Source organism: Streptomyces sp. NPDC006551 (assembly GCF_040611675.1).
In the GTDB taxonomy this organism is placed as follows: Bacteria; Actinomycetota; Actinomycetes; order Streptomycetales; family Streptomycetaceae; genus Streptomyces.
Genome location: NZ_JBEXOT010000004.1, coordinates 136,839 through 158,697, shown reverse-complemented (window position 1 = coordinate 158,697; position 21,859 = coordinate 136,839). Strand labels below are relative to the sequence as shown.

Genomic DNA, 21,859 nt, shown 5'->3' with positions numbered 1-21,859 from the left:
ATGACGACTGCTCTGCCGCCGCGCGCGGGACGCCGCTGCCACAACGCCCTCAACCCGCTCCACTCGACCCTCTACTTCTCGCCGGACCTCGACCGCGAGTTCGCGGCCATCGGCTTCGAGGACCCGTCCGCCATGCGGCTGGCGGCGCGCAGCGCCGCGCTCGGGGCGGTGGGCGCCGGGACGGTCGCCGCGACCTTCTACAACTACAACGTCGACTTCCTCGCGCGGCACCTGCCGTCCGTCTGGAAGACCGCCGCCCCGGCGGCCGTCCTGGACGCCCGGCTGCGCGCCGCCGACACCACCCTGCGCCGGCTGCTCGGCGAGGAGACCATCGCGTCGCCGGAGATGGCGGAGGCCGCCGAGCTGGCGCTGCGCGCGACGGAGGCCTGCACCCGGCACGCCCGGCCGCTGTACTCGGCCAACGCCGACCTGCCGGTGCCGCGCGAGCCGCACCTGACGTACTGGCACGCCGCCACTCTGCTGCGCGAGCACCGGGGCGACGGGCACCTGGCGGCGCTGCTCACCGCCGGCCTCGACCCGCTGGAGGCCCTGGTCAGCCACACCGCCACCGGCAAGGGCATGAGCCCGCGCTGGGTCCTGGGCAGCCGGGGCTGGCGGCGCGCCGACTGGGACGCGGCGCGGGAGCGGCTGCGGGAGCGCGGGCTGATCGACGCGGAGGGCGAGCTCACGGAGGCGGGCACCGGACTGCGCGACTCCGTGGAGGCCGAGACGGACCGGCTGGACGCGGCCCCCTACGAGCACCTGGGCGCGGCCGGGGTGGAACGCCTGACGGAGCTCGGCCGGGGCTTCCTCATCACGGCGGCGGGAGCGGGCGCGTTCCCGGCCGACCTCACCGGCAAGGACTGACCGGCGGGGATGACGGGACCGCCCCCGCGCGACGCGCCTCGCCGCGCGGGGGCGGGGCGCGTGCGGCGTTCCGGTGACCGACCCGGCACAATGCACTCGCAAGCTTGAGGCACGAGAAGGCGAGTCGGGACACCGTGACGACGTCCATCGAAAGCAGGATCGCCGAGGAACTCGGCGTACGCGAGCGACAGGTGAGGGCGGCCGTCGAGCTGCTCGACGGCGGCTCGACCGTGCCGTTCATCGCGCGCTACCGCAAGGAAGCGACCGAGATGCTCGACGACGCGCAGCTGCGCACGCTCGAGGAGCGGCTGCGCTATCTGCGGGAGCTGGAGGACCGGCGCGCCGCCGTCCTCGACTCCGTGCGTGAGCAGGGGAAGCTGACGGCGGAGGTGGAGGCGCGGATCCTGGCGGCCGACACCAAGGCCCGCCTGGAGGACATCTATCTGCCCTTCAAGCCCAAGCGCCGCACCAAGGCGCAGATCGCCCGCGAGGCCGGTCTGGAGCCGCTGGCCGAGGGGCTGCTCGCCGACCCGTCGGTGGAGCCCGCGGCCGCCGCGGCGGCCTTCGTCGACGCGGACAAGGGGGTCGCCGACGCGGCCGCCGCGCTGGAGGGGGCCCGGGCGATCCTCACCGAGAAGTTCTCGGAGGACGCCGACCTGATCGGCGAATTGCGTGAGCGGATGTGGGGCCGGGGCCGGCTGGTCGCGAAGGTACGGGAGGGCAAGGAGGAGGCGGGCGCGAAGTTCGCCGACTACTTCGACTTCGCCGAGCCGTTCACCGCGCTGCCTTCGCACCGGATCCTCGCGATGCTGCGCGGCGAGAAGGAGGACGTGCTCTCCCTGGAGCTGGAGCCGGAGGAGGCGTCGGACCTGCCCGGCCCGTCCTCGTACGAGGGGATGGTCGCCTCGCGCTTCGGTGTCGCCGACCGGGGGCGTCCGGGTGACAAGTGGCTTCTGGACACGGTCCGTTGGGCCTGGCGGACCCGGATCCTGGTCCACCTCGGTATCGACCTGCGGCTGCGGCTCCGTACGGCGGCGGAGGACGAGGCGGTACGGGTCTTCGCGGCGAACCTGCGGGATCTGCTGCTCGCGGCCCCGGCCGGGACGCGGGCGACGCTGGGCCTCGACCCCGGTTTCCGTACGGGGGTGAAGGTCGCCGTCGTCGACGCGACGGGCAAGGTCGTGGCCACCGACACGATCTACCCGCACGTCCCGGCGAACAAGTGGGACGAGTCGCTGGCGAAGCTGGCCCGGCTCGCCGAGGAGCACGCGGTCGAGCTGGTCGCCATCGGCAATGGCACGGCCTCGCGCGAGACCGACAAGCTCGCCGCCGAACTCATCGCGAAGCACCCGGAGCTGAAGCTCACCAAGGTCATGGTCTCGGAGGCGGGAGCCTCGGTGTACTCCGCGTCCGCGTTCGCTTCGCAGGAACTCCCGGGCCTGGACGTGTCGTTGCGCGGCGCGGTCTCGATCGCCCGGCGGCTGCAGGACCCGCTGGCCGAACTGGTGAAGATCGACCCGAAGTCGATCGGGGTCGGGCAGTACCAGCACGATCTGTCCGAGGTGAAGCTCTCGCGTTCCCTGGACGCGGTGGTCGAGGACTGTGTGAACGGCGTCGGCGTCGACGTCAACACCGCCTCCGCGCCGCTGCTTTCGCGTGTGTCGGGCATCGGCGCCGGGCTCGCCGAGAACATCGTGGCGCACCGGGACGCCAACGGCCCCTTCCGGTCGCGCAAGGCGCTGAAGGACGTGGCGCGGCTCGGGCCGAAGGCGTACGAGCAGTGCGCGGGCTTCCTGCGGATCCGCGGCGGCGACGACCCGCTGGACGCGTCGTCGGTGCACCCGGAGGCGTACCCGGTGGTACGGCGGATGGTGAAGACGGTCGGCGGGGAGGTGGCGTCGCTGATCGGCAACACGGGTGTGCTGCGGTCGCTGCGGGCCGATGACTTCGTGGACGAGATTTTCGGTCTGCCGACGGTGACCGACATCCTGCGCGAGCTGGAGAAGCCGGGGCGTGACCCGCGGCCCGCGTTCAGGACGGCCACGTTCAAGGAGGGCGTCGAGAAGATCGGCGACCTGGCGGCGGGGATGCTCCTGGAGGGCGTGGTCACGAATGTGGCGGCGTTCGGGGCGTTCGTGGACATCGGCGTGCACCAGGACGGTCTGGTGCACGTGTCGGCGATGTCGAAGACGTTCGTGAAGGACCCGCGGGACGTGGTGAAGCCGGGGGACGTGGTCCGGGTGAAGGTGATGGACGTGGACATCCCGAGGAAGCGGATCTCGCTGACCCTGCGACTGGACGACGAGGCGACGGCGACGGAGTCGGCGCCGCAGCCCCGCAAGGAGCGGGGCGGACGGCCGCCGCAGCAGCGCCGTGGCGGAGGTGGCGGCGGTGACCGGGGCCGCTCGCAGGCCCCGGCCCCGTCGAACAGCGCGATGGCCGACGCCCTGCGCAAGGCGGGCCTCCTGAACGAGGGCGGCGGCGGCAGGCGACGCGGCCGCTGACAGCGACGGGCCCGGCCGGAGGGCCGGGCCCGTCTGTCGTCCGTGCCTCGCCATGGGCCGGTCCGCCCGTCGGCCGGGATCTGGCCCGAGCGCCTGCGCCCCTCGCCCCCGGCGCGGCGGGCGGTGAGGTCAGTCGGTCGGGAGGAAGCGCAGGGCCCATTCCGCGCGGTTGGCGACCGCCAGGTCGTCGTCCTCCGTCAGGGGGCCCAGGACCGTGCGGGAGCGGGCCGGGTCGGAGCGGACCACGTCGACGATCTCGGTCGCCAGGGCGTCCTGGTCGTCGCCGAGGTCGACGGAGGAGGCCCGCAGCAGGGCCGGGAGCGCGTCCGGTCCGCCGATCGCGGCGAGGACGCCGCCGAGGAGCTCCCGGGCGTAGGCGTTCTGTTCGGCGAGGGCGCGGTCCAGCTCGGCCTGGAGCCGTGGGAGGAGCGCGGCGTCGCCCGATGCGGCGATCTCGTCGGCCAGGTCGATCGTCTCGTCGACGTCGGCGTCGAGGTCGTCCAGCATCTCGGTGAGTCGGGTCAGCAGGTCGGTCATGGTGCCTCCAGGAATGCGCCGTCCGTCAGGACGGGGACGGTCTCCGAGGTGTCGACCTCGGCGGCCACCGCCACGTCCCGCGGATAGCCGTACTCGTACAGTTCACGCCCTGAATCGCATCGGTGCAGCACCGCCACGGGGTCCTCGGTCACCTCCCACAGCGTGGCCGCCGCCCGCGCCTCGGGTGTCAGCTCGTACGGCCCCAGGGCGCACAGCGCCGACAGCACCGCTCCGGCCCCCAGCAGGTCCTCGAGGGCCGGCCGCAGGGAGCCGTCCGGCCACCGTTCGCCCGAGGCGATGACGGCGAGGGGGCGGGCCCCGGAGCCGTAACCCCGTTCCACGAGCCACTCCGCGACCGCCGTGCGGTTGCGGAGCGAGGCGGCGACGACCGGCGCGCCGCCCGCCTCGGCGGCGATCGTGGAACCGTTCGGGGACGGCAGGACGAGACGCGGGGGCGGCGGGGCCGCGCGCAGGGCGGCCGGGGAGAGCGACCACGGATGCTCCGGGGTCGCCTCGCTCCGGCCGACGGCGAGGGCCGCGTCGAGCTTCGCCGCGTACTCCGCCGCCGTCGCGTCCCGCCAGCGGTACGGATACACCGCGGTGCCCGCCTCCACGGCGACGCCGACCGCCGTCGTGAAGGAGAGGGCGTCGACGATGACCAGGCAGGCGGCGTCCCGGGCGAGGACGGCCGCCTCCGTCGGGCCCCACCCGAAGGCGACGGTCATCAGAGTTCGGTCACCTTGCCGTCCGCGACCTCGATACGGCGGGTCGTACGGACGGCGTCCAGCATCCGCCGGTCGTGGGTGACCAGGAGCAGCGTTCCGGTGTACGAGTCGAGGGCGGACTCCAGCTGTTCGATGGCCGCCAGGTCCAGGTGGTTGGTCGGCTCGTCCAGGACCAGCAGGTTCACTCCCCGGCCCTGGAGGAGGGCGAGGGCGGCGCGGGTGCGCTCACCCGGGGAGAGCGTGGTCGCCGGGCGCAGGACGTGCTCGGCCTTGAGGCCGAACTTGGCGAGCAGGGTACGGACCTCCGCGGGCTCCGTCTCCGGTACGGCCGCGCAGAACGCGTCGAGGAGGGACTCCGAGCCGTGGAACAGCTTGCGCGCCTGGTCGACCTCGCCGACGACGACGCCCGAGCCGAGACCCGCGTCGCCGGAGTCGAGCGGCAGGCGGCCGAGGAGCGCGGCGAGCAGGGTCGACTTGCCGGCCCCGTTGGCGCCGGTGATGGCGACCCGGTCGGCCCAGTCGATCTGGAGGGTGGCGGGCCCGAAGCGGAAGTCGCCGCGCCGGACCTCCGCCGCGCGCAGGGTCGCCACGACCGAGCCGGAGCGCGGCGCGGCGGCGATCTCCATCCGCAGCTCCCACTCCTTGCGGGGCTCGTCGACGACGTCGAGCCGCTCGATCATCCGCTGGGTCTGACGGGCCTTCGCGGCCTGCTTCTCGCTGGCCTCGCTGCGGGCGTTGCGACCGAGCTTGTCGCTGTCGGTGGCCTTGCGGCGGGCGTTCTTGACGCCCTTGTCCGTCCAGGACCGCTGCATGTGGCCGCGTGCTTCGAGGGCGGCCTTCCTGCCCGCGTACTCCTCGTAGCCCTCGCGGGCGTGGCGGCGGGCGGTCTCCCGTTCCTCCAGGTAGGCCTCGTAGCCGCCGCCGTACAGCGTGATCTGCTGCTGGGCGAGGTCCAGCTCGAGCACCTTGGTGACCGTACGGGTGAGGAACTCACGGTCGTGGCTGATGACGACCGTGCCGGCGCGCAGCCCCTGAACGAAGGTCTCGAGCCGCTCGAGACCGTCGAGGTCGAGATCGTTGGTGGGCTCGTCGAGCAGGAAGACGTCGTACCGGGAGAGGAGGAGGGAGGCGAGTCCGGCGCGGGCGGCCTGGCCGCCGGAGAGGGAGGTCATCGGCTGGTCGAGGCCGATGGTGAGGCCGAGCGAGGCGGCGACCTCCTCGGCGCGTTCGTCGAGGTCGGCGCCGCCGAGGGAGAGCCAGCGCTCCAGGCTGACGGCGTACGCGTCGTCGGCACCGGGCGCACCGTCGACCAGGCCTTGGGTGGCCTCGTCCATGGCGGTCTGGGCGGCGTCCACACCGGTGCGCCGGGCGAGGAACTCCCGCACCGTCTCACCCTCGCGCCGCTCCGGCTCCTGCGGGAGGTGGCCGACGGTGGCGGTGGGCGGGGAGAGCCTCAGCTCACCGTCCTCGGGGGTGTCGAGCCCGGCGAGCAGCCGCAGCAGGGTCGACTTGCCGGCGCCGTTGACACCGACGAGGCCGATGACGTCGCCGGGGGCGACGACGAGGTCGAGACCGGCGAAGAGGGAGCGTTCGCCGTGGCCGGCGGCGAGGTCCTTGGCGACGAGAGTGGCAGTCATCAGGAGATGAATCCTAAGTCAGCCGCGGCCGGCCCCTTCGTGGAGGCCGCGGTCCCGCGCTCACGGGGCCCGGCGCCGCCCGGCCCCGCGCTCCCGCGTCCCGGACCGGCCGGACGGTATGGCCGGCCGTTGCCGAGGGCGTGCCCCTGAGAACGGGCCGGCCCCGTCCTGGTGGACGGGGCCGGCGCGGTGGTCGGATCAGTTCCAGGGCTTCGGAGCGTCGTTGTCCGCGTCGATGCAGTTGCGCACCTGGCGGTCGATGGCGTCGGCCTGGGCGCGGGCCTTGCGGGCCTCCGCCGTGGCGCCGAGCTTCTGGAGCTTGGCCGCCTTCGCGCGCAGGGCGTGGGACTCCTGGCGCATCTTGTCGATGTGGCAGACGACCTTCTTGCCGCCGGCCGCGGTGGCGGCCGGGGCCGTCACCGTCTGACCGATCATCAGGCCACCGGCCAGCAGCGCGGTCGTGGCGAAGGCGGCCAGGGTGCGGCGCAGGGGCGTCGCGTACGTCATGTGGTTCTCCAACTTCCGGGCCGTGGGGACCCGTTCAGAGGTATGGTCAGTACCGGCCGGTAACTCTATACCGGAATGATCAAGGTCCCTCACCCGGCGTGCCGGTGCCCGGGCCGATCCGCAGTTCGAAGTCGCCGTCGTACTTCTCGTGGCCCGCGATCACGGCGAGTTCGACGACCTCCACCCCCACCTCGCCCCGGACGATCAGCGGGTCCTCGCGCGGATCCCGCATCAGCGCCAGACACATGCCGATCATCACCAGCACGAACACGTCGCCGATGAGCAGCATGATGGCGGCGACCGCTCCGGTGACCACGCCCCAGAGCACGACGACCGGGCGGGTGGGTTCGAAGGCACCGCGCTGGGAGAGCGTGCCCATGACGATGGAGGCGGCGTCGGCGCCGGACACGAAGAAGATGCCGACGAGGATCATCACGAGAAGGCTCATGGTCCCGGCGAGCGGGAACTCCTGGAGCAGACCGAAGAGTTGACCCTCCGGTGTCGTCTCCCCGGCCAGCCGGCCCTCTTCGCCGAGCCTCATCGCCGTACCGCCGAAGACGGCGAACCAGACCAGGCTGACCGTGCTGGGCACGAGGATGACTCCGCCGACGAACTGCCGGATGGTCCTGCCTCGGCTGACCCTGGCGATGAACATCCCGACGAACGGCTCCAGGAGATCCGCCAGGCCCAGTAGAAGACGGTCCAGCTGCCGAGCCATTCATGGATGTTCTCGCCGCTGGTCGCCTCGGCGCGGCCGGCCGGCTGCGGCAGGTCGCCGAGGTAGGAGGCGATCGAGGTGGGCAGCAGGTCGAGCACGATGACGGTGGGGCCCACCACGAAGACGAAGGCGGCGAGCACCAGCGCGAGCACCATGTTGGTGTTGGAGAGCCACTGGATGCCCTTCTCGACACCGGAGACGGCGGAGAGGACGGCGGAGACGCCGAACACGATCGAGTCGGTGCGGGCTCGGTGGTGGTGCTCGGGGCGGCCGGGAAGGTCCGCCGTCACCAGCAGCCATTCCCAACTTCCCCGGACTCCCTTGACCGCCCGTCTGGCCCGCCCGGCCCGGCGTTCACGGCCGTCATGCCCCCACCGTGGCACGGCGGGCCGCCCCGCTCCTTCCGTCCTCCGCCTTGGCGGCCTTCCCGGCCGGCGCCATCACCACGGCCGTCCGGTCTCTGTTCTTCCTGCGGCACAGAGGGCACCTTTCACGCACGACGGGAAAAGCGCTCTTTTCTCCGTAACGCAGTACCACAGGTGAGTCGGAAGTCAGCGGATCAACAGACCTCCACGGCTTGTGCGGTGGTGAGCCGATAGGTCGCCCGGGCGTCGAGGAGCAGAGGGACGAGGGCCCGGTGCGACTGCCGCAGCGGTACGAACCAGCCGTCACCGCTCCGGCGGACGGTGATCCCGTGCAGGGCGAGCTCGTCGCCGAACTCCGCGTACTGCCCGCCGTCGAGCCGGTAGCCGCACGGCGGGTCCTCGATGACCTCGGCGGGCTCGGCCGGATCGTTGTCGGCGCCGCCGAGCAGGATCGGGCCCCGGTCGGCGAACCCGGCGGCCCGGGCCGCCGCCGTTGCCGCGACGACCCGTCCGCGCCGCTCGTCGACGAAGGCGATCGCGCCCTTCAGCGCGGCGAGTTGGGTGTTCACCCGGCGTCGCTGGTTGCGGGCGTTGTCGTTCTCTCCCGCCTCGTCCAGCGCCTCGACCCGGGTTTCGACGAGCAGTCCGACGGCGTGCTTGACGCCGGCCGCGTTGCGCAGGATGCGCTCCTGGCCGTCGCCCGCCACCTGCTTGATCGGATTGCCGGTGTGGGGGTCGGTCCAGATGCCGTAGACGCCACTGCTGAAGCCCGCCGCCGCGGCCGCCGGCCGGACGTACGACTCCGACAGGGTGTGTGCCTCGTCGTGGACGCGCCGGTCGGTGTTGAGGTTGCGGGGCCAGAGCGCGAGCAGGTCCTTGTCGTAGTACGGCGAGGTGCCGCCGTACTCGTGCAGGTCGTAGATCATCTCCGGGCGCCGGTCGCGGATGACGGCGGCGAGCGCGCGTCCCTCGGCGGTCTTCAGGGCGATGTGGTCGCGATTGACGTCGATGCCGTCGGCGTTGCCCCGGGTGTCGGCCTCCCGGCCGTCTGGGTTGGCCGTGGGAACGACCAGGACGGTGGTGCGGGAGAGGAAGCGCCGGGTCTCCGCGTCCCGGGCGTACGCCAGGTCGCGCACGGTGCTCAGGCACGCCTCGCGGCCCGACGGCTCGTCGCCGTGCTGGCTGCAGATCAACAGCACGGTCGTGCGGGCGGTGGCGGCGCCCGCGTGGCCCGCGTCGATGGTCACGAGCCGGATCGGGCGGCCCTGCTCGGTCGTGCCGACGGAGCGTACCGAGACCCGGTCGCTGCCGCGGTCGACCGCCGCGAGGAAGGCGCTCTCCCCCGCCTCCGTGGTCCAGTGGGCCCCGTTGCTCGTCTCGAAGCCCGTGCGGGGCGGCGGGGCGGCCGCCGGGGCGCCGGCGGCCTCGGCGGGGACGGTGACGAGCGGGAGGGCGAGGGCGGCGACGGCCACCGCGAGGGTGAGCGTGCGCCGGGAACGGCGGTTCGGTGTGCGGGTCATCGCGTCTCCCCGGGGATCGGGTGGCCGGACCGCTGGGGTGCGGCCAGCCCGTTCGGCGCCTTCTCGGCCGGCGCCGGACGCCCTTGAGCCGGGCCCGCGGTCGCCCGCGCGAAGGCCCCGGGGCCACCGACCAGTGGCAGCCGCGCCGACGTACGGGCGAGGTCGAGGGTGAGCGTCGGTGTGGTCGAGGGAGGGTCGAGGAGGTCCTTGTCGGTGCCGCCGATGATGAGGGCGAGCCGGTGCCCGGCCGGGACGACGTGGTCGGTCGCCGCGAGGCGCAGGGTGACGGTGTACGCCGTACCGGGCGTCAGCGGGCGGCCCTTCCGCGGGTCGGCCCAGGTGCCGAGGTCGGCCCAGCCACGGCTGACGATCGTGTGGCCGACGTCCGCCGTACGCGCCTCGGTCTCCTTGAAGCAGGCGCTGTCGCCGCTCGTGCTCGCTCCCCAGCAGGTGCGTTCGGTGAGCGTGGTGATGCCTTCGCCGGGTGCGGCGTAGTCGCGGATGGTGTCCGGGCCGAGATCGACGAGTACGGCGGTCAGATGGGCCGTCCCGGTCGTCGGGGTGGCGGTGACGGTCACCCGCGAGGAGCCGGAGAGCCGCAGGTCCCGGGTGAGCGTACGGGTGACGAAACCGGCCTTGGCCGGTGTGGGGCTGTCGATCCGGGCGGCCCAGTCGCTCTCGCCGAGGCTCGGGTCGTCGGTGAAGATCTCGGTGGCTCCGGGCGGGGCCGGTGTCCGGCCGAGGGTGCCGACGCCCGGCGCGGCGCCCGTGCCGGGGCGCAGGTCGGTGGGTGCGGTGGCGCGCGGCGGCCAGAAGCGGTCGGTGGACCAGCGGTCGGGGGCGCGCTCGATGTCGGCCATCGGCTCGCGGTCGATGCCGTTCTCGTAGCCGAGGAGGTAGTGGTCGAACCAGCGGTGCAGGGTGCTGACCCAGTCGGCGCGGCGGAAGTCGAACGGGTCGACGTGGCCGGTCTGGGAGAGCCAGATCTTGCGCTCCACACCCTGGGCGGCGAGCGCGTCCCACCACTGGCCGAAGTGGTTGGCGCGGACGTTGAGGTCCTGCTGCCCGTGCACGACGAAGACGCTGGCCTTCACCTTTCCGGCGTCCCGGACGTGGTCGCGCTCGGTCCAGGCGGGGGTCCAGTCGCCGCTGTAGGGGGTGGCGGACGTGATCCGGTCCTGGACGGCGCCGCAACGCTTCTTCGCCTCGGGGCTGTTGACGTAGGCGGAGAGCCAGCTCGGGTTGGCGTTGTACAGCGGGGCGCCCTGGGAGTGGAAGTAGTCGTACCAGGAGGAGATCGCGCCGATCGGCACGATCGTCTTCAGCCCTTCGACCCCGGTGGCGGCGACTCCGTTGGCGATGGTGCCGTCCCAGCTCTTGCCGATCATGCCGACGTCGCCGGTGGACCAGGTGGTGGCGCGGGCGCGGTCGTCGCCGGTGCGGGAGGTGTAGCCCCGGGCGCGGCCGTTCAGCCAGTCGACGACGGCCTTGGCGGACTGGACGTCGGAGCGGCCGCCGACGTCGTCGCACCCGTCGGAGCGGTTGGTGCCGGCGAGGTCGACGGCGACGAAGGCGTAGCCGCGCGGGACGAAGTAGTTGTCGTAGAAGAGCGGGAACTGGACGGGGTCGCCGTCGGCGTCGTACGTCTTCTTCTGGCTTTCGTTGCCCCGTCCGCAGCAGGCGTAGTACGGGCTGGCGTCCATGATGACCGGGATCTTCCGGCCGGCCGCCGCGGGCTCGTGGGGCCGGATGATGTCGACGGCGACCCGGTCGGCGCGGCCGTCCCCGTCGCCGTCGAGCCCGGTGTCCACCCAGACCGACTCCCGGATCGCGTCGGCGTAGGAGTGAACGGGCGCCGACTCCCGTACGGCAGGGGCGCCTTGGGCCCCGGAGGGGGTGAGGAGCGCGGTGGTCAGGGCGGCCGCGGCGGCCGTCACGAGGGTTCTGCACGACAGACGGGCTCTACGGGTTCTCCGCACACGTATCGGCATGGGGCGGAACGTACCGTCGTCGACTCCTGAGCAAAAGAGTGCGTTCGGGGGCCGCCGGTACGGGTGGTTCATGTCGGCCGAATGGCGATCATGTGTCGGAAGGGCCCATGGACATGACGGCCCGTCGGGGTTCTGAATAGTGTCGATAAGGACCGACGGCTACCCGCACGTCTTACGCTTCTTACGACTTGGAGCCCCTGTGCATCGCAGAATCATCGTTCCGAGCGCTCTCGCGGCCTCCGTCCTGCTGGCGATCCCGGCATCGGCGGCCGACTACGTCCCGGGCGCCCCGGGCATCGGCGATCCCTACTACCCGGCCAGCGGCAACGGCGGGTACGACGTCTCCCACTACGACCTGCGGCTCAAGTACCAGCCCGCCACCGACCTCCTGGAGGGCACGGCGACGATCCTGGCCACGACGAAGCAGAACCTCTCCCGCTTCAACCTCGACCTCGGGCTGAAGGTCAGCGAAGTGCGGGTGAACGGCAAGAAGGCGAGGTTCACCACCTCCGGCGAGCAGGAGCTGGAGATCACCCCGGCGGCCCCGCTGGAGAAGAACCGTTCCGTCTCGGTCGTCGTGCGGTACGCGGGCAAGCCGTCCGAGGTGAGGATCGGCGGCTGGACCGCCTGGCACCGCACCCCGGACGGCGGCGTCGCGGCGCAGGAGCCGGACTCGGCCGCGTGGTGGTTCCCGTCCAACGACCACCCACTGGACAAGGCAACCTTCGACGTCTCGGTGTCCGTGCCGGACGGCACCCAGGCCATCAGCAACGGTGTGCTCCAGTCGCAGTCGTCGCGGCTCGGCTGGACCCGCTACAACTGGCGCTCCAACAAGCCGCAGGCGACGTATCTGGCCACCCTCGCCGTCGGGAAGTTCGACATCACGACCGACAGGACGGCGAACGGGCTGCCGGTCCTCAACGCGTACAGCAAGGACCTCGGCGACAACGCGGGCGCGGCGCGGGCCAGCATCGAGCGCACGACCGAGGTCGCGGAGTGGCTGGAGGAGGTCTTCGGACCGTACCCCTTCAACGCGCTCGGTGGCTACGTCCCGAACGTGACCAGCGGCTACGCCCTGGAGACGCAGACCCGGCCGTTCTACAGCCCCCGGCAGTTCGCCAACGGGGCGAACGTGTCCGTGGTGGTGCACGAACTCGCGCACCAGTGGTACGGCGACAGCGTCTCGGTCGACCACTGGAAGGACATCTGGGTCAACGAGGGCTTCGCCCGCTACAGCCAGTGGCTCTGGTCGGAGAAGGAGGGCGAGGGCACCGCCCAGGAGCTGGCCGACTACGTCTACGCCTCCCGCGCCGCCGACGACCCGTTCTGGACGGTGAAGCCGGGCGACCCGGGCCCGGACGACCAGTTCCACATCGCCGTCTACGACCGGGGCGCGCTGGCGCTGCAGGCGCTCCGCAACGAGATCGGTGACGAGGACTTCTTCGCCATTCTGAAGGGCTGGCCGACGGAGTTCGCGTACGGCAACGCGAAGGTCGCCGATTTCGTGGCGTACGCGGAGCGGATCTCGGGCAAGCCGCTGGCGGGTCTCTTCGACACCTGGCTCTACCAGCCGGTGAAGCCGGCGGCGCCGACGGCGGCCGAAGCGGGTCTGGCGGCGCGGTCCGCGGCCGCCGACGCGACCTCGCGGCCCGTGGAGCCGAAGTCCTGGAAGAAGATCGCGGAGACGAACACCATCCACGACCACGACGAGCACTGATGCCGTAGGGAGCCCGGCGAGGTCGGAGAGACACCCCCGTGCCGCGTCCGTGTCCCGCCCCCTCGGGGGCGGGACACGGACGTGTGGGGCCGCCCACCCCTTGAGAGCGCTTTCCCCGTCCGGTTCTCGTGCAGGGGCCAACCGTTACCCTCGTCCTGTCAGCAGCGTCGTCCACCGTGGTCATGCCCGTGTCCACGCCCCGTGAGGAGCCGGCCTTGAGCGAACCGACGTCCGGGCCGCGCCCCACCCTGGAAGCCGTCGCCGCGCGCGCCGGAGTGTCCCGGGCGACGGTGTCCCGTGTCGTCAACGGCGGAGCCGGGGTCCGGGAGGTCCTGGTGGAGAAGGTGCGCAAGGCCGTCGAGGAGCTCGGCTACATCCCCAACCACGCCGCCAGGACCCTGGTGACCCGGCGCAACGGCGCCGTCGCCGTGATCATCGCGGAGCCCGAGTTCCGGATCTTCTCCGACCCCTTCTTCGAGCAGCAGGTGCGGGGCATCAGCCGTGAGCTGACCGCTCACGACGCCCAGTTGGTGCTCCTCTGGGTGGAGGGGCCCGGCGACCACGAGCGGATCGCCCGCTATCTGGGTGGCGGTCATGTCGACGGCGCGCTCGCCTTCTCGCTGCACAACGACGACCAGCTGCCCGCGATCGTCCGCCGGGTCCAGGTGCCGACGGTGTTCGGCGGCCGCCCGGGGTGGACGGGCCCGGCGGACGAGCCCGCGGTCCCGTACGTCGACTGCGACAACCGGGGTGGCGCCCGGGCCGCCGTGCGCCATCTGCGCTCGCTCGGCCGCCGGACGATCGCCCACATCACGGGGCCTCGCGACCAGACGTCCGCGCTGGACCGACTGGACGGATACCGGGACGAACTGCCCGGTTCCGCACCGGACCTGGTGGCGGTCGGGGCGTTCACGGTGGAGAGCGGGGCACGGGCGATGGCGGAGCTGCTGGCGCGGCGGCCCGACCTGGACGCCGTGTTCGCCGCCAACGACCTGATGGCGTCGGGGGCCCTGCGCGTGCTGCGCGAGCACGGCAGGAGGGTGCCCGAGGACGTGGCGCTCGTCGGCTTCGACGACATGCTCCAGGTGGCCGAGGCGACCGACCCGCCACTCTCGACGGTCCGTCAGGACATCGAGGGGATGGGCCGGTTGATGGTACGGCTCCTGATGCGCACTTTGGACGGCCAGACCCCCGAGTCCGTGATCACACCGACCGAGCTGGTCCTGCGCGCCTCCGCGTAAGGCTCCTGAATCCGGGGGCCAACTTCACCGCTCCACCCAGCTGTTACGCGTTCGACTCTTGACGGGAACCTCGCTGGGGAGGCACGCTCCTGACGCATTCCTGAGAGCGCTCTCAAAGCGAACCACCAGCGCGCCGCGAGCGTTCTCGACGGACCCCGAAGCCAAGGGAGGCTTCCCATGCCCACTGCCCGAGCCGCCAGGAGAGCCGCCGCCCGCATGCGCTGCCTCGGCGCGGTCGCCCTCGCCGGGGCACTCCTCGCCGCCTGCGGATCCGGGGGGTCCGACGGCGCCTCCGACAGCGCGGGCGGAAAGGTCACGATCACCGTCGACCTCTTCGGCTCGTTCGGCTACAAGGAGGCCGGGCTGTACGCCGCGTACGAGAAGCTCCACCCGAACGTCACGATCAAGCAGACCGACACCGAGGACGAGCAGGACTACTGGAAGTCGCTGCAGACCCGGCTGGCCGGCGGGGGTGGACTCGCCGACGTCCAGGCCGTCGAGGTCGGCCGGATCGCGTCGGTCACCCAGCAGCAGGCGGACAAGTTCGAGGACCTGACGAAGTACGGCGCGGACAAGCTCGAGGGCGAGTTCGCCCCCGCCACCTGGTCGGCGGCGACCACCAAGGACGGCAGGATCCTCGGACTCGGCACCGACGTCGGCCCCGAGGCCATGTGCTACCGCACCGACCTCCTCCAGCAGGCCGGACTGCCGACCGACCGCGCCGAACTGGCGCGGAAGTGGTCCACCTGGGAGGGCTACCTGGCGCTGGGCGAGCAGTACCGGGCCAAGGCTCCGGCCAAGAGTGCCTGGCTGGACAGCGTCGGCAGTCTCTACACGGTCATGGTCGGCCAGGAGAAGGAGCGCTACTACGACGCCTCGGGCACGCTGATCTACGCGGACAACCCCGCCGTGAAGCACGCCTGGGAGACCTCCACCAAGGCGGCGAAGGCGGGGCTGAGCGCCAAGCTGGACCAGTGGTCACCGCAGTGGAACCAGGCGTTCTCCGCCGGTTCCTTCGCCACGCTCCCCTGCCCCGCCTGGATGCTCGGCTACATCAAGGGCCAGGCCGGGGACGCCGGCAAGGGCAAGTGGGACATCGCCAAGCTCCCCGGCGGCGCCGGGAACTGGGGCGGCTCGTACCTCACCGTCCCGCGCGCGGCCAAGCACAAGAAGGAGGCGTACGAGCTGATCCAGTGGCTCACCGCCCCGGCACAGCAGGCCGCGCTCTTCAAGAAGCAGGGGAACTTCCCCTCCTCGACCGGCGCCATCGCCCAGGTCGCGACGGCGACGGACCCGTACTTCTCGGGCGCGCCGATCGGCCAGATCTTCGGCGACGCGGCGAAGGCGGCCCCGGTACAGGTGCTCGGCGTCCACGACAAGAACGTCGCCGACCAGATCACCAACGCGCTGAGCGAGGTGGAACGCAAGGGCACGTCACCGGAGAAGGCGTGGTCGAACGCGCGGAAGGGCGTGGAGAACGCCATCGGCTGAGCCGATCGTCCGTCCCACGGGGGCGGGACGCCCGGCCCGCCCCCGTCCGGCCCCAGCCCCGCACGCTCCCCCGCCCGCTCCGAACGACCGAAGGGCCGCACCGTGACCCTCACCGCCTCCGGGCCGACGACGGCGCCCGTCCCGCCGCCGTCGGCCCGGTCCGCCGGCCGCGCTCACCGCCGGTGGGCCGCCTTCGTGCCGTACGCCTATCTCGCCCCGTTCTTCACCCTGTTCGCGGCGTTCGGCCTCTTCCCGCTGCTCTACACCGCCTTCGTCTCCCTCTACCGGGTCGAGCTGCAGACCCCCGGCGACATGGAGTGGCGGGGCCTCGGGAACTACGCGGCGCTGCTCACCGACGAGTTCTTCTGGACCGCGCTGCGCAACACCTTCACCATCGGGGTCCTGTCCACCGTCCCGCAGCTGGCGATGGCCCTGGGCCTGGCGCATCTGCTCAATTACAAGCTGCGCGGCCGGACCTTCTTCCGTACCGCCATGCTGCTGCCGTACGCGACCTCCGTCGCCGCCGCCACGCTGGTGTTCGCCCAGCTCTACGGCCGGGACTTCGGTCTCGTCAACTACGTCCTGTCGCTGGTGGGGATCGGTCCCGTCGACTGGCAGAACGGCACGCTCGCCTCGCAGATCGCCGTCTCGTCGATCGTGGTCTGGCGCTGGACCGGGTACAACGCGCTGATCTATCTCGCGGGCATGCAGTCCATCCCCTCCGAGCTGTACGAGGCGGCGGAGATGGACGGGGCCTCGCGGTGGCGGCAGTTCTTCCATGTCACCCTGCCCGGACTACGGCCCACGATCGTCTTCACCACCGTCGTCTCCACGATCGGCGCGACCCAGCTCTTCGGTGAGCCGCTGCTCTTCGAGGGCTCGACCTCGGGCGGCATCTCGCACCAGTACCAGACGCTCGGCCTCTATCTGTACGAACAGGGCTGGGGCTTCTTCCACCTGGGCCGGGCGGCCGCGATCGCCTGGTTGATGTTCCTGCTGATCCTCGTCCTGGTCGGGATCAACGCCCTGATCGTGCACCGCCGTTCACGTCGAGAGGAGGGCCGGGCATGACCACGCGCTCCGCCCGTACGGGCCATGGCGGCAGGATCACGTACGCCGTCCTGGTCCTCGCCGTCCTCGTCTCCGCCTTCCCGTTCTACTGGACGATCGTCGCGGCCAGCCGCTCCAACGCCGATCTGGCGCGGGTGCCGCCGACGTTGCTGCCCGGCCCGAACCTGATCCGCAACTTCGAGGCGGTGATGGAGGAGGCCGACATCGGCAAGGCGCTCCTCAACTCCCTGATCGTCTCCGGCTCGATCACCGTCGGCACCGTGCTGTGCTGCACCCTGGCCGGCTTCGCCTTCGCCAAGCTGCGTTTCCGCGGCCGGGGCGCGCTGCTCGCGGTCACGGTGGGCACGATGATGATCCCGCCGCAGCTCGGGGTGATCCCCCTCTTCATGCTGATCGCCGAACTGGGCTGGGTGAACCAGCTCCACTCGGTGATCCTGCCGGGGCTGGTCTCGGCCTTCGGGGTCTTCTTCATGCGCCAGTATCTTGTGCAGTCGCTGCCGGACGAGCTGATCGAGGCGGCCCGGGTGGACGGCGCCTCCTCCGCCCGGATCTTCTGGTCGATCGTGGTGCCCATCGCCCGGCCCGGGATGGCCGTGCTGGGGCTCCTCACCTTCATGGCCGCCTGGAACGACTTCTTCTGGCCGATCGTGGCGCTGTCCTCGCAGGAGCCGACGGTGCAGGTCGCGCTGCGCCAGCTCGGCGGCGGCTATGTCCACGACCAGTCGGTGATCATGGCCGGCACGCTGCTCGGCACGCTTCCGGTGCTGCTCGTCTTCGGCCTGCTGGGCCGGCAGATCGTCGGCGGCATCATGCAGGGCGCGGTCAAGGGCTGACCCCTCCTTCCTCTCTCCTTTCTCATCACGGGAGTTCCTCACCCATGAACGCTCTCTTCCCTGCCGGTTTCCGCTGGGGTTCGGCCACCGCCGCGTACCAGATCGAGGGTGCGGCGGCCGAGGACGGCCGCACACCGTCGATCTGGGACACCTTCAGCCGGACGCCGGGCAAAGTGCGCAACGGTGACACCGGTGACATCGCCGCCGACCACTACCACCGGATGCGCGAGGACGTGGCGCTGATGAAGGAGGTGGGGCTCACGGACTACCGGTTCTCCCTCTCCTGGCCCCGGATCCAGCCGACCGGGCGGGGCCCGGCCGTCCAGAAGGGCCTGGACTTCTACCGTGCCCTGGTCGACGAGCTGCTGGAGGCCGGGATCCGGCCCGTCGCCACCCTCTACCACTGGGACCTCCCCCAGGAGCTGGAAGACGCCGGCGGCTGGCCGGAGCGCGCGACGGCCGAGCGGTTCGCCGAGTACGCCTCTCTCGCCGCCGAGGCGCTGGGCGACCGGATCGCCACTTGGACGACCCTCAACGAGCCCTGGTGCGCGGCCTTCCTGGGGTACGGCTCCGGTGTCCACGCGCCCGGCCGCACCGACGGGCCGGCCGCCCTGCGCGCCGCCCATCACCTCAATCTGGCGCACGGTCTCGCCGCCCGCGTCCTGCGCGGGGCGCTGCCCGCCGCGACCGAGATCTCCCTGACCCTCAACGTCCATGCGATCAGGGCGCTTTCGGATGCGCCGGAGGACCGGGACGCCGCCCGCCGGATCGACGCCGTCGGCAACCGGATCTTCCTCGACCCGGTGTTCCACGGCCGGCTCCCCGACGACCTGGTGGCCGACACGGCCCCTCTCACGGACTGGTCCTTCGTCCACGACGGCGATCTGGAGACGATCTCCACCCCGATCGACTCGCTCGGCGTCAACTACTACTCCCCCGCCGTCGTGGCCGCCGGGACGTCGGAGTCGCCCTCGCCGTGGCCGGGGGCGGCGGACCGGGTCCGGTTCCTGCCCGCGCCCGGACCGAGAACGGCGATGGACTGGCCGGTGGACCCGGAGGGCCTGTACGAGCTGCTCGTGCGGCTGCGCGACGAGCTGCCCGGGGTGCCGCTGCTGATCACCGAGAACGGCGCCGCGTACGACGACTACGCCGACCCGGAGGGCGAGGTCCACGATCCGGAGCGGGTGGCGTATCTGGACGCGCACCTCGCGGCGGCACACCGGGCGATCGCCGACGGGGCGGATGTGCGCGGCTACTTCCTCTGGTCGCTGCTCGACAACTTCGAGTGGGCGTACGGCTACGGCAAGCGGTTCGGGATCGTCCATGTGGACTTCGCGAGCCAGCGCCGTACACCGAAGGACAGCGCGCGCTGGTACGCGGAGGTCATCGCACGCGGCGGACTGCTCCGCTGAGCCGGGCCCGTCGGCGGGCCTCGCGCGCCATCGGCAGATAGCGCAGCCGCTCGGGAAGGACGGGCACCACGAGCCGTACGACCCGGGTGAAACGGCGCAGCCGCCTCTCCTGCTCGTCGCTCCAGGCGAGGCCGATGGCCTCGCGGGCGTCCGGTGGCGTCAGGCCGACGGTGACGAAGGAGCGGAAGCGGGCGAGCCGGGGCAGGATCACCGGCCACAGCGCCCGGAGCAGGATCCGCAGCGGCAGTGGGCCCCGGTCGGGCGGCGGTACCGGCTGAGCGGGGTCAAGCAGCTCGCGTACGACGACGGTGGCCTCCAGTTCGTCACGGAGCATCGTGCGGTAGTACGGCCAGAACTCCTCGATCGTCTGGGGCATGTCCCGGTCGTGGATGCCGAGGATCCGGCCGACCTGGAGCCATTCGGCGTAGAGCTGTCGCTCCTGGGCCTCGCTGAGCGGGCGGTGGAGATAGTGCAGGCCGTGGTGGTAGACGGGGAAGCCGGTGGCGTGGACCCAGGCGTAATGGGCGGGGGTGAGGGCGTGGTAGCGGCGGCCGTGGGCGTCGGTGCCCTGGATGGTCCGGTGCAGCCGCCGGAGCCGGCGCCCCTCCTCGGCCGCGGCCTCGCCGCCGTACACCCACAGCAGTGCCGAGCGCAGCGAGCGCTCGCCTCGGCCCCAGGGGTCGGTACGGAAGACGGAGTGCTCGTCGACACCGGCGCCGACGGCGGGGTGCGCGACCTGCAGGGTGAGGGCGGCGGGCAGCATCAGCAGCGCCCGGACGTCCCCGGCGACGCTCCACAGAACACCGCCGACGGGCGGCGGCTCGGGCGGCCGGGCGGTGCCGTCCGCCGTCGCCTCGGCGGGGGTCGCCGCCGCCTCGGGTCCTGTCACCTGGTGCACTCTCCTCACGCTCTCAGCCTGCCCCTCGCCGGGCCTTCCGGGCAAAAGGCGCACATGGGTCGGGGCCGCGTCCCGGGCGTGGGCCCGGGGCACGGCCCCGTACGCGTGTGCGTCAGGCGCGGTCCGCGCCGACCGGCTCGCCGACGATGCGGCCGGCCAGGGCGCGGGCCCAGGCGTCGACGTCGGCGGTCAGCTCGCGCTCGGCGGCGGCGCGCTCGGCGGCGATGCGCTCGGCACCGGCCGCGAGGATCGCGTCCCGCTCGGCGATGCCCTCGGCACGCGCGGCGGCGATGGCGGCCGCGCCCTCCTCGGTGGCCCGGGAGCGGATGCGGGCGGCCTCGTGGCGCGCCTCGGCGAGCTCGGCCTCGTACTGCTCGCGGATCTGCGTGGCCTCGGCGCGCAGGTCGTCGGCGCGCTCGGTGCCGCCGGCGATCGCGTCCTCGCGCTCGGAGAGGGTCTTGTTGATCTTCGGCAGGATGCCCTTCGCCAGGATGAGGAAGGTCAGGCCGAACAGCACGAGGCCGAGGAAGATCTCCGCCGTGACGGGGTTGAGCGGACCGAGGTCCATATTGAAGATCGTCGAATTCTGCGCGAGGGTCATGCGCGCATCCTACCTGGTCGCAAAACCGACAATTCGTGCGAGTGGTGTACGGGCGCGGAAGAGTTGGCGCACTGGTGCGGGTCGCGCAAGATTCCCGGCATCCAACGGCTACCGGAAGGTAACCACGGCTGCTTTGATGTGCGGCGCCGGTCCAACCCCCCACCACTCCACGGGAGTTCCAGTGCCGCTCGCTCCGCTCCAGCGCCGCTTCCTCGGCGTCGCCCTCTCGGGCGCGCTCGCCGCCGCCACCCTGGCGACGACCGCCCCGTCGGCCTCGGCCGCCGAGACTCCTCGGCTGAAGGTGCTCTCCTACAACGCGTTCCTCTTCGCCAAGTCGCTGTACCCGAACTGGGGCCAGGACCACCGGGCCAAGGCCATACCCGCCGCCCCCTTCTTCCAGGGCAACGACGTCGTCGTGCTCCAGGAGGCCTTCGACAACTCCTCCTCGGACGCGCTGAAGGCGAACGCGGCCGCCCAGTACCCGCACCAGACACCGGTCATGGGCCGGAGCAGGACGGGCTGGGACGCCACCGGCGGCGCCTATTCCACCACCACGCCGGAGGACGGCGGTGTGACGATCCTCAGCAAGTGGCCGATCGTCCGCAAGGAGCAGTACGTGTACAAGGACGCCTGCGGCGCCGACTGGTACTCGAACAAGGGCTTCGTCTACACGGTCCTCGACGTGAACGGCGCCAGGGTCCACGTGGTCGGCACCCACGCCCAGTCCACCGACCCGGGCTGCTCGGCGGGCGAGGCGGCGCAGATGCGCAGCCGCCAGTTCAAGGCGATGGACGCCTTCCTCGACGCCAAGAACATCCCGGCGAGCGAGCAGGTCGTCGTGGCCGGCGACTTCAACGTCGACTCGCGCACGCCGGAGTACGGCACGATGCTCTCCGACATGGGCCTGGTGGGCGAGGACGCCCGGACCGGACACCCTTACTCGTTCGACACCGAGCTGAACTCCATCGCCTCCGAGCGCTACCCGGACGACCCGCGCGAGGACCTGGACTACGTCCTGCACCGCGCGGGCCACGCCCGGCCCGCGGGCTGGACGAACAACGTGGTCCTGGAGAAGAGCGCGCCCTGGACGGTCTCCAGCTGGGGCACCCGGTACACGTACACCAACCTCAGCGACCACTATCCGGTCACGGGGTACGCGGCGGGCTGATCACGCCACTGCGGGGCTGCCTCCTCGGTGGCCCCGCAGGCTTTCCATGATCAACT

General features: G+C 72.0%; 17 protein-coding genes and 1 pseudogene. 9 read left to right on the top strand and 9 right to left on the bottom strand.

Annotated elements, in window-relative coordinates; all coding sequences use genetic code 11:
* Both ABZY12_RS06915 and ABZY12_RS06910 read left to right on the top strand, forming a co-directional pair.
* Complete coding sequence (locus ABZY12_RS06915; RefSeq protein WP_356887923.1) at positions 1 to 867, top strand: hypothetical protein; 867 nt, start codon at positions 1 to 3, stop codon at positions 865 to 867.
* A gap of 134 nt (positions 868 to 1,001) precedes the next feature.
* On the top strand, positions 1,002 to 3,371 hold the full coding sequence (locus ABZY12_RS06910) for a Tex family protein (protein ID WP_356887921.1): 2,370 nt from the start codon (positions 1,002 to 1,004) through the stop codon (positions 3,369 to 3,371).
* 129 nt (positions 3,372 to 3,500) lie between these two features.
* Here ABZY12_RS06910 and ABZY12_RS06905 read toward each other — a convergent pair whose 3' ends face one another.
* The 7 genes and pseudogenes from ABZY12_RS06905 to ABZY12_RS06875 all read right to left on the bottom strand — a co-directional run bounded on the left by ABZY12_RS06905 (position 3,501) and on the right by ABZY12_RS06875 (position 11,371).
* Positions 3,501 to 3,908 carry a hypothetical protein gene (locus ABZY12_RS06905; protein WP_356887919.1) on the bottom strand — a complete coding sequence of 136 codons (408 nt, stop codon included), beginning with the start codon at positions 3,906 to 3,908 and terminating at the stop codon, positions 3,501 to 3,503.
* On the bottom strand, positions 3,905 to 4,633 hold the full coding sequence (locus ABZY12_RS06900) for a 2-phosphosulfolactate phosphatase (protein WP_356887917.1): 729 nt from the start codon (positions 4,631 to 4,633) through the stop codon (positions 3,905 to 3,907). The genes ABZY12_RS06905 and ABZY12_RS06900 overlap by 4 nt, the downstream gene beginning before the upstream one ends.
* Positions 4,633 to 6,270 (bottom strand): ABC-F family ATP-binding cassette domain-containing protein, encoded by a 1,638-nt coding sequence (locus tag ABZY12_RS06895; RefSeq protein ID WP_356887915.1) that lies wholly within the window; start codon positions 6,268 to 6,270, stop codon positions 4,633 to 4,635. The genes ABZY12_RS06900 and ABZY12_RS06895 overlap by 1 nt, the downstream gene beginning before the upstream one ends.
* Positions 6,271 to 6,468: 198 nt before the next feature.
* A complete protein-coding gene (locus tag ABZY12_RS06890; protein ID WP_356887913.1) occupies positions 6,469 to 6,777 on the bottom strand; it encodes a hypothetical protein in 309 nt (102 codons plus the stop codon).
* Positions 6,778 to 6,856: 79 nt separating this feature from the next.
* Positions 6,857 to 7,716, bottom strand: a pseudogene (locus tag ABZY12_RS06885) (BCCT family transporter); the annotation flags it as partial.
* 338 nt (positions 7,717 to 8,054) lie between these two features.
* On the bottom strand, positions 8,055 to 9,380 hold the full coding sequence (locus tag ABZY12_RS06880; RefSeq protein WP_356887911.1) for a M14 family metallocarboxypeptidase: 1,326 nt from the start codon (positions 9,378 to 9,380) through the stop codon (positions 8,055 to 8,057).
* Entirely contained in the window at positions 9,377 to 11,371 is a 1,995-nt protein-coding gene (locus tag ABZY12_RS06875) for a Xaa-Pro dipeptidyl-peptidase (protein ID WP_356887909.1), read from the bottom strand. The genes ABZY12_RS06880 and ABZY12_RS06875 overlap by 4 nt, the downstream gene beginning before the upstream one ends.
* Before the next feature lie 199 nt (positions 11,372 to 11,570).
* On the opposite strand from ABZY12_RS06875, the gene ABZY12_RS06870 reads away from it, so the two are divergent.
* The 6 genes from ABZY12_RS06870 (at position 11,571) to ABZY12_RS06845 (ending at position 19,136) form a co-directional block, all read left to right on the top strand.
* On the top strand, positions 11,571 to 13,088 hold the full coding sequence (locus tag ABZY12_RS06870; RefSeq protein WP_356887907.1) for a M1 family metallopeptidase: 1,518 nt from the start codon (positions 11,571 to 11,573) through the stop codon (positions 13,086 to 13,088).
* 215 nt (positions 13,089 to 13,303) lie between these two features.
* A complete protein-coding gene (locus ABZY12_RS06865) occupies positions 13,304 to 14,329 on the top strand; it encodes a LacI family DNA-binding transcriptional regulator (RefSeq protein WP_356887905.1) in 1,026 nt (341 codons plus the stop codon).
* Positions 14,330 to 14,506: 177 nt separating this feature from the next.
* Positions 14,507 to 15,820 (top strand): extracellular solute-binding protein, encoded by a 1,314-nt coding sequence (locus ABZY12_RS06860; protein WP_356887903.1) that lies wholly within the window; start codon positions 14,507 to 14,509, stop codon positions 15,818 to 15,820.
* 195 nt (positions 15,821 to 16,015) lie between these two features.
* Positions 16,016 to 16,891 (top strand): sugar ABC transporter permease, encoded by an 876-nt coding sequence (locus tag ABZY12_RS06855; protein WP_356888137.1) that lies wholly within the window; start codon positions 16,016 to 16,018, stop codon positions 16,889 to 16,891.
* Entirely contained in the window at positions 16,888 to 17,724 is an 837-nt protein-coding gene (locus ABZY12_RS06850; protein ID WP_356887901.1) for a carbohydrate ABC transporter permease, read from the top strand. Before ABZY12_RS06855 ends, ABZY12_RS06850 begins: the two co-directional genes overlap by 4 nt.
* A gap of 44 nt (positions 17,725 to 17,768) precedes the next feature.
* Entirely contained in the window at positions 17,769 to 19,136 is a 1,368-nt protein-coding gene (locus tag ABZY12_RS06845; RefSeq protein ID WP_356887899.1) for a GH1 family beta-glucosidase, read from the top strand.
* On the opposite strand, the gene ABZY12_RS06840 is transcribed toward ABZY12_RS06845, so the two are convergent.
* Both ABZY12_RS06840 and ABZY12_RS06835 read right to left on the bottom strand, forming a co-directional pair.
* The gene (locus tag ABZY12_RS06840; protein WP_356888135.1) at positions 19,108 to 19,935 is read right to left on the bottom strand and encodes an oxygenase MpaB family protein; all 828 of its coding nucleotides are present in this window, start codon (positions 19,933 to 19,935) and stop codon (positions 19,108 to 19,110) included. The genes ABZY12_RS06845 and ABZY12_RS06840 overlap by 29 nt on opposite strands.
* Before the next feature lie 211 nt (positions 19,936 to 20,146).
* Positions 20,147 to 20,635 (bottom strand): hypothetical protein, encoded by a 489-nt coding sequence (locus tag ABZY12_RS06835; protein ID WP_356887897.1) that lies wholly within the window; start codon positions 20,633 to 20,635, stop codon positions 20,147 to 20,149.
* 136 nt (positions 20,636 to 20,771) lie between these two features.
* Here ABZY12_RS06835 and sph point away from each other — a divergent pair, with 136 nt between their 5' ends.
* Positions 20,772 to 21,803: a sphingomyelin phosphodiesterase gene (gene sph / locus ABZY12_RS06830; protein WP_356887895.1), complete on the top strand. Its 1,032-nt coding sequence runs from the start codon at positions 20,772 to 20,774 to the stop codon at positions 21,801 to 21,803.
* Positions 21,804 to 21,859: the final 56 nt, after the last annotated feature.

Coding starts and splice junctions, on each gene's coding strand:
- ABZY12_RS06915 (WP_356887923.1), top strand. CDS start 1: ATGACGACTGCTCTGCCGCCGCGCGCGGGACGCCGCTGCCACAACGCC.
- ABZY12_RS06905 (WP_356887919.1), bottom strand. CDS start 3,908: ATGACCGACCTGCTGACCCGACTCACCGAGATGCTGGACGACCTCGAC.
- ABZY12_RS06900 (WP_356887917.1), bottom strand. CDS start 4,633: ATGACCGTCGCCTTCGGGTGGGGCCCGACGGAGGCGGCCGTCCTCGCC.
- ABZY12_RS06895 (WP_356887915.1), bottom strand. CDS start 6,270: ATGACTGCCACTCTCGTCGCCAAGGACCTCGCCGCCGGCCACGGCGAA.
- ABZY12_RS06890 (WP_356887913.1), bottom strand. CDS start 6,777: ATGACGTACGCGACGCCCCTGCGCCGCACCCTGGCCGCCTTCGCCACG.
- ABZY12_RS06880 (WP_356887911.1), bottom strand. CDS start 9,380: ATGACCCGCACACCGAACCGCCGTTCCCGGCGCACGCTCACCCTCGCG.
- ABZY12_RS06875 (WP_356887909.1), bottom strand. CDS start 11,371: ATGCCGATACGTGTGCGGAGAACCCGTAGAGCCCGTCTGTCGTGCAGA.
- ABZY12_RS06860 (WP_356887903.1), top strand. CDS start 14,507: ATGCCCACTGCCCGAGCCGCCAGGAGAGCCGCCGCCCGCATGCGCTGC.
- ABZY12_RS06850 (WP_356887901.1), top strand. CDS start 16,888: ATGACCACGCGCTCCGCCCGTACGGGCCATGGCGGCAGGATCACGTAC.
- ABZY12_RS06845 (WP_356887899.1), top strand. CDS start 17,769: ATGAACGCTCTCTTCCCTGCCGGTTTCCGCTGGGGTTCGGCCACCGCC.
- ABZY12_RS06835 (WP_356887897.1), bottom strand. CDS start 20,635: ATGACCCTCGCGCAGAATTCGACGATCTTCAATATGGACCTCGGTCCG.
- sph (WP_356887895.1), top strand. CDS start 20,772: ATGTGCGGCGCCGGTCCAACCCCCCACCACTCCACGGGAGTTCCAGTG.